Source organism: Pseudomonas resinovorans NBRC 106553, from assembly GCF_000412695.1.
Lineage (GTDB): Bacteria > Pseudomonadota > Gammaproteobacteria > Pseudomonadales > Pseudomonadaceae > Metapseudomonas > Metapseudomonas resinovorans_A.
Window position 1 is genome coordinate 282212 of record NC_021499.1, and the last position, 12622, is coordinate 294833.

Annotated in this window: 11 protein-coding genes; 4 read left to right on the forward strand and 7 right to left on the reverse strand. The window is 67.3% G+C overall.

The window, feature by feature from the left end; translation table 11 throughout:
* Positions 1 to 58: 58 nt before the first annotated feature.
* The 3 genes from PCA10_RS01285 to PCA10_RS01295 are packed head-to-tail and all read right to left on the reverse strand — an operon-like array spanning position 59 to position 3699.
* Positions 59 to 1654, reverse strand: coding sequence for a GMC family oxidoreductase (locus PCA10_RS01285; protein ID WP_016490202.1), 1596 nt, complete (start codon positions 1652 to 1654; stop codon positions 59 to 61).
* A gap of 40 nt (positions 1655 to 1694) precedes the next feature.
* Positions 1695 to 2240 carry a hypothetical protein gene (locus PCA10_RS01290; protein ID WP_016490203.1) on the reverse strand — a complete coding sequence of 182 codons (546 nt, stop codon included), beginning with the start codon at positions 2238 to 2240 and terminating at the stop codon, positions 1695 to 1697.
* A 28-nt stretch (positions 2241 to 2268) separates the two neighbouring features.
* A complete protein-coding gene (locus PCA10_RS01295) occupies positions 2269 to 3699 on the reverse strand; it encodes a coniferyl aldehyde dehydrogenase (RefSeq protein ID WP_016490204.1) in 1431 nt (476 codons plus the stop codon).
* Positions 3700 to 3957: 258 nt separating this feature from the next.
* On the opposite strand from PCA10_RS01295, the gene PCA10_RS01300 reads away from it, so the two are divergent.
* Positions 3958 to 4623, forward strand: coding sequence for a TetR/AcrR family transcriptional regulator (locus PCA10_RS01300; RefSeq protein ID WP_016490205.1), 666 nt, complete (start codon positions 3958 to 3960; stop codon positions 4621 to 4623).
* A gap of 139 nt (positions 4624 to 4762) precedes the next feature.
* Here the strand turns inward: PCA10_RS01300 and PCA10_RS01305 are convergent, their stop codons facing one another.
* From PCA10_RS01305 to PCA10_RS01320, 4 genes are read right to left on the reverse strand one after another with little or no spacing between them, the layout of a single operon-like run.
* A complete protein-coding gene (locus PCA10_RS01305; RefSeq protein WP_016490206.1) occupies positions 4763 to 5773 on the reverse strand; it encodes a hydrolase in 1011 nt (336 codons plus the stop codon).
* A gap of 15 nt (positions 5774 to 5788) precedes the next feature.
* Positions 5789 to 6406 carry a 16S rRNA (guanine(966)-N(2))-methyltransferase RsmD gene (gene rsmD, locus PCA10_RS01310; RefSeq protein WP_016490207.1) on the reverse strand — a complete coding sequence of 206 codons (618 nt, stop codon included), beginning with the start codon at positions 6404 to 6406 and terminating at the stop codon, positions 5789 to 5791.
* Positions 6406 to 7887 carry a M16 family metallopeptidase gene (locus tag PCA10_RS01315; protein WP_016490208.1) on the reverse strand — a complete coding sequence of 494 codons (1482 nt, stop codon included), beginning with the start codon at positions 7885 to 7887 and terminating at the stop codon, positions 6406 to 6408. Before PCA10_RS01315 ends, rsmD begins: the two co-directional genes overlap by 1 nt.
* Positions 7880 to 9235, reverse strand: coding sequence for a M16 family metallopeptidase (locus PCA10_RS01320; RefSeq protein WP_041770091.1), 1356 nt, complete (start codon positions 9233 to 9235; stop codon positions 7880 to 7882). The genes PCA10_RS01315 and PCA10_RS01320 overlap by 8 nt, the downstream gene beginning before the upstream one ends.
* Positions 9236 to 9378: 143 nt before the next feature.
* Between PCA10_RS01320 and ftsY the strand changes: the two genes are divergently transcribed.
* The 3 genes from ftsY to ftsX are packed head-to-tail and all read left to right on the forward strand — an operon-like array spanning position 9379 to position 12514.
* Positions 9379 to 10830: a signal recognition particle-docking protein FtsY gene (ftsY, locus tag PCA10_RS01325; RefSeq protein ID WP_041770093.1), complete on the forward strand. Its 1452-nt coding sequence runs from the start codon at positions 9379 to 9381 to the stop codon at positions 10828 to 10830.
* Complete coding sequence (gene ftsE / locus PCA10_RS01330; protein ID WP_016490212.1) at positions 10827 to 11495, forward strand: cell division ATP-binding protein FtsE; 669 nt, start codon at positions 10827 to 10829, stop codon at positions 11493 to 11495. Before ftsY ends, ftsE begins: the two co-directional genes overlap by 4 nt.
* Positions 11495 to 12514 (forward strand): permease-like cell division protein FtsX, encoded by a 1020-nt coding sequence (gene ftsX, locus PCA10_RS01335; protein WP_016490213.1) that lies wholly within the window; start codon positions 11495 to 11497, stop codon positions 12512 to 12514. Before ftsE ends, ftsX begins: the two co-directional genes overlap by 1 nt.
* Positions 12515 to 12622: the final 108 nt, after the last annotated feature.

Here is a 12622-nt window from a genome sequence, read left to right on the forward strand (position 1 = left end):
ACTATCGGCAGGTCGGAGCCGAACCCGTGCAGGTTCCCTTCCTGGCGCTGGGCACCCGTCATGCCTTGCCTAGCCGTTCCGCCAGCGCGCTGGCCAGTTTGGCGGTGAGGCCGTAGACCGACAGCTGCGGGTTGGCGCCGATGCTGGTGGGGAACAGCGAGCCGTCGTGGATCGACAGGTTGGCCAGCTGGTGATGACGGCCCAGGCTGTCGGCCACCGCCTGCTTCGGGTCCTCGCCCATGGCGCAACCGCCCATGACGTGGGCGCTGCCCAGGCGCGCGCGATACAGCTCGAGCGGCAGGCCGTCGATCAGGTCGCGTGCCTGTGCCAGGGTCTTCACGAAGTCGGCGTCGCTGTGCATCGGCAACACCGCGCGGGCGCCGGCGGCGAACTGGATCTCGGCCATGACATGGTACGCCCGGCGGATGCCATCCCAGGTGTAATCGGTCATGCGGTAGTCGAGCACCGGGCTGCCGTCGCCGCGCAGCTCCACCGTGCCCTCGGCACTGTCCGGGTGGAAGCCGTCGCGCATCAGCGCCAGCATCACGTTGGTGTGGGGCAGTTGCTCCATGCGCAGGGCATTGTCGACGCCGAAACCGCCCAGCAGGGTGGCGGTGAGCGCTGGTTGCAGCGGCGGCACTTCGAGCTTGTAGGACATGCGCCCGGTGGCGCCGTCGTCCCACTGGAAATGGTCGGAATAGATCGACTGTGGCGCGCCGTAGAAGGGGTTGATCACCCGGTCGAACTGCGCGGCGGAGAAGTTCACCACGTGCAGGAAGGTGCGCTTGCCGGTGCGGCCGTGGGGGTCCGGAGCGTTGGAGCGCAGCAGCAGGCCGGGGCTGTTGATGCCGCCGCCAGCGAGCACGTAGTGGCGTGCCTTGACCCTGATCTTGCGGCCATTGGGCGCCACGCAGCGCTCGTCCATGCCCAGGCATTCGATACCGGTCACCTTGTCGCCCTCGATCAGCAGCTTGTCGGCGCGAGCGAGATAGAGCAGTTCGCCGCCCTTGTCGAGGGTGGCGGGAATGGTGGTGACCAGCATCGACTGCTTGGCGTTGGTCGGGCAGCCCATGCCGCAGTAACCGAGGTTCCAGCAGCCGCGCACGTTGCGCGGGATGACCTTCCAGTGCAGCCCGAGCTTTTCGCAGCCCTGGCGGATCACGTCGTTGTTCGCGTTCGGTGGCATAGCCCAGGGAGCGACGCCCAGGCGTTGCTCCATCTTCTCGAACCAGGGCGCCATCTCGGCCACCGACAGGCCCTTGACCCCGTGCTCCCGGGCCCAGTGGTCCAGGGTCGGGTCCGGCGTGCGGAAGCTGGAGGTCCAGTTGACCAGGGTGGTGCCGCCAACGGCGCGGCCCTGGAGGATGGTGATGGCGCCGTCCTTGCTGATGCGGCCTATGCCTTCCTGGTAGAGGGCCGGGTAGGCCTCCGCTTCATGCAGATTGAAGTCGGAGCTGGTTTTCAGCGGGCCTTCCTCGATCAGCAACACCTTGAAGCCGGCGGCGCTGAGGATTTCCGCCGTGGTGCCGCCACCGGCGCCACTGCCGATGATGGCGACGTCGGCCTCCAGGGTCAGGTCCTGCTGCAGGCGCGAGCCATTGTGGGTTTTCCAGCCACGGGCCAGGCCCTCGGCGAAGAGATCGGGTACAGGCATGTCAGGGTCTCGGGCGAGTTCTTGTCGTTGTAGGCACGGATCAGATCAGTGGCGGACCGGGGTAGCCACAGTGGGCCCAGGACTCCGGTCGGCCGTACCAGGCCATCATCACCAGTTGCAGCAGCGATGCGTGGCCCATCTTCAGCAAGCCGATGGAGCTGTTTTCCCAGCGGTCGAGGAAGTCGCGGACGTCCTGGGCGCTGGCCTTGTCCCAGCTGCCCCAGATGCCCGTGAGCGGGCCGCGGGTAACCGGCAGGGCGAGCACGTCGAACAGTTGCTGGGTCAGCTTGAGCATTTCCGGCGACAGGCGGTGCACGGCGTAGTCGATGCTCTGCAAGGTGCCGTCCACGGCGCCGGCCATCTTCCCGGTGGGCACGGCGCCTTCCAGCATCACCGGCAGCAGGGCGCGCAGGAACGGCAGGTCGGAGTCGCGCAGCACGGCGAAGCCCGTGCCAGGCGTGCTGGCCGAGCAGCCGCTGAGGCTGGCGGCGACCCCGGCGGTCGCCAGGAAGGCCGTGCCTGCGATGCCGACCTTGAGCAGGTTGCGCCGGGAAAGTCCCGGCGCGTCGAGGGTGGTTTCGCTCATTCTTGTTATCTGCCTGCGAAGGCCCGTATCAGCGGACGAAGAGTTTGAAGACCAGTTTCTGGATGGCCTTGCCATAGGGCGGATAGATCATCTTCGCGGCATTGAAGCGCTGCTTGATGAACACGCCCTTGGCCTTGCTGAAGGTCAGGAAACCTTCGTGTCCATGATAGTGGCCCATGCCGGAGGGGCCCACGCCGCCGAAGGGCATGTCGTCCTGGGCGACGTGCAGCAGGGTGTCGTTCAGGCACACGCCGCCGGAGTGGGTCTCGTGCAGCACGCGTTGCTGCTCGGCCTTGCCGTAGCCGAAGTAGTACAGGGCCAGGGGGCGCGGACGGTCGTTGATGTAGGCGAAGGCGTCCTCGATGCGGCGGTAGGGGACGATGGGCAGCAGCGGGCCGAAGATCTCCTCCTGCATCAGCTTCATCTCGTCGTTGGCGCCCAGCACCAGGGTGTGCGGCAGACGACGACCCTGGGCCTCGGGGAACAGCGGCACCAGGCGCGCGCCCTTGGCCTCGGCGTCGACCAGGTAGCCCTTCAGGCGGCCCAGCTGGCGCTCGTTGATGATCGCGGTGTAGTCGGGGTTGTCCGCCAGTTTCGGGTAGAAGCCCTGCACCGCCTGGCGATAGGCCTCGACGAAGCCCTCGACGCGGTCTTCCGGCACCAGCACGTAGTCCGGCGCGACGCAGGTCTGGCCCGCATTGAGGGTCTTGCCGAAGGCGATGCGCTCGGCGGCGTCGGCCAGCGGCACGTCGGCGGAGACGATGGCCGGCGACTTGCCGCCCAGCTCCAGGGTCACCGGGGTCAGGTTCTCGGCGGCGGCGCGCATCACGTGCTTGCCGATGCTGGTGGCGCCGGTGAACAGCAGGTGGTCGAAGGGCAGGCGGGAGAAGGCCACGCCCACCTCGGCCTCGCCCAGGCTGACTGCCACCAGGTCTTCGGGGAAGATCCGCGCCAGCAGGTCCTTGAGCAGTTGCGAGGTGGCCGGGGTGGATTCGCTCATCTTGATCATCACCCGGTTACCCGCCGCCAGGGCGCCCACCAGCGGGCCGATGGCGAGGTACAGCGGGTAGTTCCAGGGCACGATGACGCCAACCACGCCCAGGGGCTGGTAGACCACCTTGGCCGACGCCGGCTGGAAGGCCATGCCGACGCTGCGCCGCGATGGCTTCATCCACTTTTTCAGGCGCTTGGCCGCGTAGTGGATGCCATGCAGGCTGGGCATGATCTCGGCCAGCACGGTCTCGTCGGCGGAGCGATTGCTGAAGTCCTGGGAGATGGCGTCGATCAGCGACTTCTGCTCGGCGTGGATCAGTTCGCGCAAGGAGTCGAGCCATTGGATGCGCTGTTCGGCGCTGGGCATGGGGTTGGCGCGGAAGGCATCGCGCTGGCGCTGGAACGTGGTATCCAGCTGGCTGATCTGTTGCTGGCTCTGTTGCAGGTAAGCAATGTCGGCGACCATGGCGCGATTCCTCGGGGGCTCCGGGAGAGTCGTCCGCTTCCACGAAAATGGAGGCGGCGAAGCTCGGTTGTTGTAGTGTCGCTGGATTTTTAGAGCAATTACTCTAGCCTGTCAAACAACTTGCTCACCGACGCGCCCGGCCGTGGCCCCATCAATGGCTGGACGACGTGTTCCGGACGACGCCGGGTGTTTCCAGGCGGCCGCGCGGTGTACCTTTACCGCTCGCCGCGCCCCACCGATTGCAGGAACTACCGCTTGATGGCCCAACGACCGAAAACCCGCGACCGCATCGTTCTGGAGAGCCTTGCGCTGTTCAACACCCAGGGCGAGCGCAACGTCACCACCAACCACATCGCCGCGCACCTGGGCATGTCGCCGGGCAACCTCTATTACCACTTCCGCAACAAGCAGGAGATCATCGCCGAGCTGTTCGCCCTCTACGAGGCGCGAGTGGATAGCTTCCTGCGCCTGCCCGAGGGGCGCGAGGTGACGGTGGAGGACAAGACCTTCTACCTGGAGTCGCTGCTGGCGGCCATGTGGGATTTCCGCTTCCTGCACCGCGACCTGGAGCACCTGCTGGAGTCCGACACCGAGCTGGCCGCGCGCTACCGGCTGTTCGCCCAGCGTTGCCTGGACCACGCCCAGGCTATCTACCGGGGCTTCGTGAGCGCCGGGATCATGTTGATGAACGCCGCCCAGGTGGAAGCCCTGACCCTCAACAGCTGGATCATCGTCACTTCCTGGGTGCGCTTCCTCTGCACCACCCGGGGGGAAGGCGCCGACATCAGCCAGGACCTGCTGCGTCGGGGCATCTACCAGGTGCTGGCGCTGGAGGGCGGCTACCTGGCGCCCGAGGTGCGGCCGGCGGTGAAGGAGCTCTACGAGAAGCTGTACGTGCCCCTGGACCAGGTGGTGCCGAACTAGGTTCTGTACGAAAAGTGCCTGCGCTCGGTGATGCTGCGTTGAAATCGGCCTCAGAATGCTCATTTACAACGCGTAAACTGCGCTTCTTCGGCCGATTTCGCCTTGCCTGACCTTCGCTCGACGACTTTTCGTACAAGAACTAGCGGCAAACCTCCAGCCAGTCCGGAATCCGCCGCTCGAGGTAGTAGGCGGGTTTCTGCGGTGATCCCTCGACGAAGCCCACGTGGCCGCCGTGCGCATGGAGTTCCATGCGTGTGCTGGCCGAGAGTTCGTGGGCTTCCGGCAGGCTGTGGCGGAACACGAAGGGGTCGTCGCTGGACTGGATCAGCAGGGTGGGGACGCGGATGCCGCCCAGGTAGTAGCGGCTGGAGGCGCGTCGGTAGTAGTCGTGAGCGTCGCTGAAACCGTGCAGCGGCGCGGTGATGCGGCCGTCGAAATCCCAGAAGGTGCGCAGGTTGTCCAGCGAGCCCAGGCGCTCGATGGTCGACAGGTGTTCCGGCTGGCCCTGGTGGCTGAACAGGGTCCGCTTGTTCTTCACGTAGGCCACCATCTCGCGCATGAAGTGCGCCTGGTAGACCCTCGAGAAGCCGAGGCCGATGCGGTCGGCGCACTGGTCCAGGCGGTAGGGCACCGAGACCGCCACCGCGCCTTGCAGGCCGCAGTCGTCGCCGGTTTCGCCCAGGTGCTTGAGCAGCACGTTGCCGCCCAGGGAGTAGCCCACCGCATAGAGCGGTGCCAGCGGCCGGGTGGCCTTCAGGTGGCGGATGGCGGTCGCCAGGTCCTCGCTGACGCCCGAGTGGTAGCCCCGTGGCAGGAGGTTGGGCTCGCCCGAGCAGCCGCGCCAGTTGATGGCCACGCTGGCCCAGCCGCGTGCGTCCAGTTCGCGCTGCAGGCCGAGCACGTAGAGCGAACTGGACGAGCCGGTCAGCCCATGGAGTACCAGCACCAGCGGCGCATCGGCCTCGTGAGGGCCGTGCCAGTCGAGGTCGAGGAAGTCGCCATCCTCCAGCCACAGGCGCTCACGCCGCCGCGAGAGATGCGGCGGCGTGCGGCAAAAGGGCGACCAGAGGGTCTGCAGGTGCGGGCCGGGCAGCCACCAGGCGGGCTGGAAGCTGGTGCGGCGGGTCACCGGGGCGTGGATTGGCTTCATCGGTGTGGCCGTTGGTCAGGCGTTGGCGCTGTTCCCGGCCTCGCGTTGCCAGAGGGCGTAGTAGACCTGGCCGGTTTTCTTCTCGCGGTGCAGGCGCCAGTTTCCGGGCAGTCCCAGCGTCGAGGGCGCGTTCTCACTTTCGGTATAGACCCAGGCGCGGGGTGCCAGCCAGCCGCGCTGTTCCAGTAGTTCGCAGACCGGCTGCAGCAGGCCCTGGTTGAAGGGCGGGTCGAGGAACACCAGGTCGAAGGGGCTGGGCGATTGCGTGTCCAGGTAACGCAGCGCGTCGACCTGGAGCAACTGGCCCCGGTCGCAGCGCAATACGCCCAGGGTGCCGCGCAGGGCGGCTACCGAGTCCGGGTTGAGGTCCAGCGCCAGGCCCTCGGCGGCGCCACGGGAGAGCGCCTCGAGGTAGAGCGCGCCGCTGCCGGCGAAGGGGTCGAGTACCCGCGCGCCTTCCACATGGAACGCCAGCCAGTTGAACAGGGTTTCGCGCACCCGGTCCGGCGTGGGGCGCAAGCCGGGACCGTCCGGGAAGGCGAAGCGCCGCGAACGCCATTCGCCGCCGATGATGCGCAATTGGCCCTGGCCGCCGTGGCCTGGTTTGGCCGGTCTGGGGGTTGGCTTGCGCATCAGTGCTCCGGTACGCCGCTGGGCATGTCGGCGGGTTTGTCGGTGGGGGGCGGCAGATCTTTCTGGGTGACGGTCGGACCGGCGGTGACGATGACGAACTGGTCGGGGTCCAGGTGCTTGGCCATGGCGGCCTTGACCTGGGCGGTGTCCAGCGTCTGGACCTTGGCCATGAAGTCATCCAGGTAGCTCAGGGGCAGGCCGTAGAAACCGATGGCGCCTAGCTGGCCGACGATGTCCGCGTTGCTCGCGGTGGACAGCGGGAAGCTGCCGGCGACTTCGCGCTTGGCGTCATCCAGTTCCTTCTGGGTCGGGCCGTCGGCCAGGTACTGGCGAACGATGTCCTGGATCAGCTTGAGGGTGCCCTGGCTCATTTCCGCGCGGGTCTGCAGGCCGATCATGAAGGGGCCCGGCGCCTGCATGGCGGTGAAGCCGGAGCTGATGCCGTAGGTCAGGCCGCGCTTCTCGCGCACTTCTTCCATCAGCCGCGTGCCGAAGCCGCCACCGCCGAGGATCCGGTTGCCCAGGAAGAGCGCCGCGTAGTCCGGGTCGTTTCGGTCGATGCCGAGCTGGGCCAGCATCAGGTGGGTCTGCTTGGACGGGAACTCGATGTGGCTGAGGCCGGCCTTGGGCGGTTCCGGTACGGGCATCTTGGCCAGCGCTGGGCCTTTGGGCAGGGCGCTGGAGACCTGGTTGGCGATGGCTTCAGCGTCGGCGCGGGAAAGGTCGCCGACCAGGGCGATCACCACGTTGCCGGCGGCGTAGGCCTTCTGGTGGAAGTCCCGCAGCTGGGCGACGCTGATGCCCGGGATGGACTTCTCGTTGCCTTCGCTGGGGTGGGCGTAGGGGTGCGTGCCGTAGAGCTTCTCGAAGAGTTCCAGGCCGGCGAGCTTGCCGGGGTTCTGCTTCTGGAACTCGAAGCCGGCGAGCATCTGGTTCTTGATCCGCGCCAGGGAGTCTTCGGGGAAGGTCGGCGCGCCCACTACCTGGGTGAATAGCTCCAGGGCCGGCTTGCGCTGTTCGGCGGCGGTCAGGCTGCGCAGGCTGGCGATGGCCATGTCGCGGTAGGCGCCGTTGCCGAACTCCGCGCCCAGGCTTTCGAAGCCCTCGGCGATGGCGGTGACGTCCTTGCCGGCCACGCCTTCGTTGAGCATGGCGTTGGTCAGGGTGGCCAGGCCCGGGGTGGCGCCGTCCTGGCTGCTGCCGGCGGCGAAGGTCAGGCGCAGGTCGAACATCGGCAGTTCGGGGGCGGCGACGAAGAGCACCCTGGCGCCTTCGGCGGTGGTCCAGCTCTGGATGTCCAGGGTGCGGCGGCTGGGCGCGTTGCCGTTCAGCTCGGCCAGGGATTGCAGGCCCTGGGCCGGCGCCGGTGCGGCGGTCTCGGCGCTGGCGGTGCTGTCCAGGCGATAGGCGACGAAGGCGAGGGCGCCGAGCAGGGCGATCAGGGCCAGGCCGAGCAGGGTCAGACCTTTGCGCTTACTCATTGCTGGCTTCCTCGGGCAGGATGTGGGCGACGCTCAGGCGGTCGCGGGTGAAGAAGGTCTTGGCGGCGGCCTGGATGTCGGCCGGGGTGACGGCTTCCAGGGCGGCGAGGTCCTGGTCCATCAGTTTCCAGGACAGGCCGACGGTTTCCAGCTGGCCGATGGTGGTGGCCTGGCTGGTGATGGAGTCGCGCTGGTAGACCAGGTCGGCGATGACCTGGGCGCGTACGCGCTTGAGTTCCTCGGCGCTGGGCGGCGTGTTCTTGAGGTCCTCCAGTTGGCGCCAGATACCGGCTTCGGTCTGCTCCAGGGTCTTGCCCTTCTGCACGTTGGGCGTGGCGCTGATGACGAACAGGCTGTCACCACGGGTGAAGCCGTCGTACCAGGCGGAGGCGCCGCTGACCAGCTCTTCGCCGCGCTCCAGGCGGCTCGCCAGGCGAGCGCTGTAGCCGCCGTCGAGCAGGGCGGAGGCCAGGCGCAGGGCATGGACCTGGCGGGCGTCCTTGGCGGTGGCCAGGCTCGGCACGTTGAAGCCCATCAGCAGGCTCGGCAGCTGGGTGCGCACATGCAGGGTCAGGCGGCGTTCGCCGGGGGTGGCCAGTTCCTGTGGCTGCTTGGCCGCCGGCACTTCGCGGCGGGGGATATCGCCGAAGAAGCGCTCGGCGAGCTTGCGGACCTCGTCCACGGTGACGTCGCCCACCACCACCAGGGTGGCGTTGTTCGGCGCGTACCAGGACTCGTACCAGTGGCGCAGTTCCTCGACCTTCATGCGGTTCAGGTCAGCCATCCAGCCGATAGTGGGGATGTGGTAGCCGCTGGCCGGGTAGGCCATCGCCTTGAAGCGCTCGAAGGCCTTGGCGCTGGGTTTGTCGTCGGTGCGCAGGCGGCGCTCTTCCTTGATCACCTCGATCTCGCGGGTGAACTCCTCCAGGGGCAGCCGGAGACTGGCCATGCGGTCGGCCTCGAGCTCGAAGGCGACGGCCAGGCGGTCGCGGGCCAGTACCTGGTAGTAGGCGGTGTAGTCGTCGCTGGTGAAGGCGTTTTCCTCGGCGCCGAGCTCCCGCAGGATGCGCGAGGCCTCGCCGGGGCCGAGCTTGCGGCTGCCCTTGAACATCATGTGTTCGAGGGCGTGGGACAGGCCGGTCTGGCCGGGCGTCTCGTAGCTGGAGCCGACCTTGTACCAGAGCTGGGTGACGACTACTGGGGCGCGGTGGTCTTCACGGACAACGACCTTCAGGCCGTTGTCCAGGGTGAACTCGTGGGTGGGCTGGGTGTCTGCTGCCAGTGCCAGGACGGGCAGAAAGAGAGCGCAACAGAGCAAGCTGACAGCTTGTCGGACCATGGCTTTCATCAATGTTTTTGACCTGTCGGACGGCCCCGGCGGGCGTACCGCCTGCGGGCGAAGAGGTGCTAGGATACCCCATCCTTTCCCGGGGCGGCGAAGCTGGCCGGCACAGAGCCAGCACGGTCGCTCCTTTGAGATGCAATCGACCCATGTTTGGTTCCAACGACGACAAGAAGGCTCCGGCGCAGGCCGGGGAAAAGAAATCCTTGTTCGGCTGGCTGCGCAAGAAGCCCCAGGAAACTGCCTCCGTCGCTCCCCAGGAGCCGGTGCTGCCTGTCGAGGCCGACGCTCCCGCCGCGCCCGAAGCGGTTCCCGCTGCCGAGCCGGCGGTTGAACAGCGCGCCGAGCCGGTTCCCGCTCCCGTTGTGCTTCCCGAGGCTGCGCCTGCGGCTCCCGAACCCGCACCCGTGGTGGTCGAGGCGCCCGTAGTCACAGCCCCTGTAGTCGCAGCCCCGGTTGTCGAGCCCGTCCCGGCTCCGATCGAGATGCCCGCTCCTGCGCAGGTTCCCGCCCCCGCACCCGCTCCGGTGAGTGCCGAAACGGTCGCCGAGCCTGCTGCACCTGCACCTGCACCTGCACCTGCACCTGTGGTGGTTGCCGAACAGCCGGCAGCCGCACCTGCGGTTGTCGAGGACGCCGCCGTTCCCGCCGCACCGTCGGAGCCCGCCAAGGCCGGTTTCTTCGCCCGCCTCAAGCAAGGGCTGTCCAAGACCAGCGCCAGCCTGGGCGAGGGCATGGCCAGCCTGTTCCTCGGCCGCAAGGCCATCGACGACGACCTGCTGGACGAAATCGAAACCCGCCTGCTGACCGCCGACGTCGGCGTGGAAGCCACCAGTGCCATCGTCCAGAGCCTGACCCAGAAAGTCGCGCGCAAGCAGTTGGCCGATAGCGACGCCCTCTACAAGGCCCTGCAGGACGAACTGGCCGCACTGCTGCGCCCAGTGGAGCAGCCCCTGAAGATCGACGGCGGCCGTGTGCCCTACGTGATCCTGGTGGTCGGCGTGAACGGCGTCGGCAAGACCACCACCATCGGCAAGCTGGCCAAGAAGCTGCAGCAGGAAGGCAAGAAAGTCATGCTGGCCGCCGGCGATACCTTCCGTGCCGCCGCGGTGGAGCAGCTGCAGGTCTGGGGCGAACGCAACAACATCGCGGTGATTGCCCAGCACACCGGCGCCGACTCCGCCTCGGTGATCTTCGACGCCGTGCAGGCCGCCAAGGCCCGTGGCGTCGACGTGCTGATCGCCGACACCGCCGGTCGCCTGCACACCAAGGACAACCTGATGGAAGAGCTGAAGAAGGTGCGCCGCGTGATCGGCAAGCTGGACGAGACGGCTCCCCACGAAGTGCTGCTGGTGCTGGACGCCGGCACCGGGCAGAACGCCATCAACCAGGCCAAGCAGTTCCACCAGGCGGTCAACCTGTCCGGCCTGGCGCTGACCAAGCTGGACGGCACCGCCAAGGGCGGGGTGATCTTCGCCCTGGCCAAGCAGTTCGGCCTGCCGATCCGCTACATCGGGGTTGGCGAGGGCATCGACGACCTGCGTACCTTCGAGGCCGACGCCTTCGTCAAGGCCCTCTTCGCCGAGCGGGAGTCCGCATGATTCGATTCGAGCAGGTCGGCAAGCGCTATCCCAATGGCCACGTCGGCCTGCACGAACTGAGCTTCCGCGTGCGTCGCGGCGAGTTCCTCTTCGTCACCGGCCACTCCGGCGCCGGCAAGAGCACCCTGTTGCGCCTGCTGCTGGCGATGGAGCGGCCCACCACCGGCAAGCTGCTGCTGGCCGGGCAGGACCTGTCGACCATCACCAATTCGCAGATCCCCTTCCTGCGGCGGCAAATCGGTGTGGTCTTCCAGAACCACCAGTTGCTGTTCGACCGCAGCGTATTCGACAACGTCGCCCTGCCGCTGCAGATCCACGGCCTCTCCAAGCCCGAGATCGCAAAAAGGGTGAGCGTGGCGCTGGAGCGCGTGTCCCTGGCGGACAAGGCCGAGCTCTACCCGGCCGACCTGTCCACCGGCCAGCAACAGCGCGTCGGCATCGCCCGCGCCGTCGTGCACCGCCCGGCCCTGCTGCTGGCGGACGAGCCCACGGGTAACCTGGACCCGCGCCTGGCCGCCGAGATCATGGGCGTATTCGAGGACATCAATCGCTTGGGCACCACAGTGCTGATCGCCAGCCACGACCTGGCGCTTATCGCGCGCATGCGCCATCGCCTGCTTACCCTGCAACGCGGCCGACTGATCGGCGACGGGGAGGCGGTCTGATGAGCGCCAAGCAGATGCCGCCGCCCAAGCCTGCCGAACGCGTCGGCGCCTCGCCTCGGAACGTCGAGTCGCCGGAGAAGGGCGACGACGGCCCGGACTTCAGCAGCCTGTTGCGCGCCTGGCTGGAAAGCCACCGCGCGAGCCTGGTGGACAGCCTTCGCCGGCTGGGTCGCCAGCCTGTCGGCAGCTTCTTCACCTGCCTGGTGATGGCCATCGCCCTGAGCTTGCCCATGGGCCTTTCGCTGCTGCTCAGCAACGTCGAGCGGCTGGGCGGTTCCTGGCAGCGCGCCGCACAGATTTCCCTGTTCATGAAGATGGACGCCAACCAGGCCCAGGGGCAGAAGCTGCGCGACGAGATCGCCGGCATGCCGGATGTGGCCGAGGCCGAGTGGATCAGCCGCGAGCAGGCCCTGGCCGAGCTGCAGCAGCAATCCGGCCTGGGCGAGGCGCTCAAGGAGCTGCCGCAGAACCCCCTGCCGGGCGTGGTCCTGGTTACGCCCAAGGAAGTCGACAAGGCTGGCCTGGAGGCCCTGCGCCAGCGCCTGTCGGAGCTGCCCGGCATCGAGCAGGCCCAGCTGGACCTGGTCTGGGTCGAGCGGCTGTCGGCGATCCTCAAGCTGGGCGAGCGTTTTGTCTTCGGCCTGGCGGTGCTGCTGATCCTGGCGTTGCTCCTGGTCATCGGTAATACCATTCGTCTGCATATCGAGAACCGCCGTACCGAGATCGAAGTGATCAAACTGGTTGGCGGCACCGACAGTTACGTGCGTCGCCCCTTCCTTTATATGGGTGCGCTCTATGGCACCGGCGCCGGGTTGCTGGCCTGGCTGGTGCTGGCCTTCGGCCTGGACTGGCTGAACGACGCCGTGGTGCGTCTGGCCGGTCTCTACGGCAGTGATTTCGCCCTGGGCGGAGTGCCATTGTCCGATGGTCTATCCCTGCTTCTGGGGGCTGTCCTGCTGGGTTACATTGGCGCCTGGCTGGCCGTCGCCCGTCACCTGAGCGAGCTGGCTCCCCGCTAAAAGGCGCCAGTTCCCGCAGCTTTGCGAGGGCTGTAAGGAAACTTTTACACCCCCTTGCAGTCAGATAGGCCAGTGCTACACTGCGCGAGCTTTAGTGAATCGGAGGAT

Coding starts and splice junctions, on each gene's coding strand:
- PCA10_RS01285 (WP_016490202.1), bottom strand. CDS start 1,654: ATGCCTGTACCCGATCTCTTCGCCGAGGGCCTGGCCCGTGGCTGGAAA.
- PCA10_RS01290 (WP_016490203.1), bottom strand. CDS start 2,240: ATGAGCGAAACCACCCTCGACGCGCCGGGACTTTCCCGGCGCAACCTG.
- PCA10_RS01295 (WP_016490204.1), bottom strand. CDS start 3,699: ATGGTCGCCGACATTGCTTACCTGCAACAGAGCCAGCAACAGATCAGC.
- PCA10_RS01300 (WP_016490205.1), top strand. CDS start 3,958: ATGGCCCAACGACCGAAAACCCGCGACCGCATCGTTCTGGAGAGCCTT.
- PCA10_RS01305 (WP_016490206.1), bottom strand. CDS start 5,773: ATGAAGCCAATCCACGCCCCGGTGACCCGCCGCACCAGCTTCCAGCCC.
- rsmD (WP_016490207.1), bottom strand. CDS start 6,406: ATGCGCAAGCCAACCCCCAGACCGGCCAAACCAGGCCACGGCGGCCAG.
- PCA10_RS01315 (WP_016490208.1), bottom strand. CDS start 7,887: ATGAGTAAGCGCAAAGGTCTGACCCTGCTCGGCCTGGCCCTGATCGCC.
- PCA10_RS01320 (WP_041770091.1), bottom strand. CDS start 9,235: ATGAAAGCCATGGTCCGACAAGCTGTCAGCTTGCTCTGTTGCGCTCTC.
- ftsY (WP_041770093.1), top strand. CDS start 9,379: ATGTTTGGTTCCAACGACGACAAGAAGGCTCCGGCGCAGGCCGGGGAA.
- ftsE (WP_016490212.1), top strand. CDS start 10,827: ATGATTCGATTCGAGCAGGTCGGCAAGCGCTATCCCAATGGCCACGTC.
- ftsX (WP_016490213.1), top strand. CDS start 11,495: ATGAGCGCCAAGCAGATGCCGCCGCCCAAGCCTGCCGAACGCGTCGGC.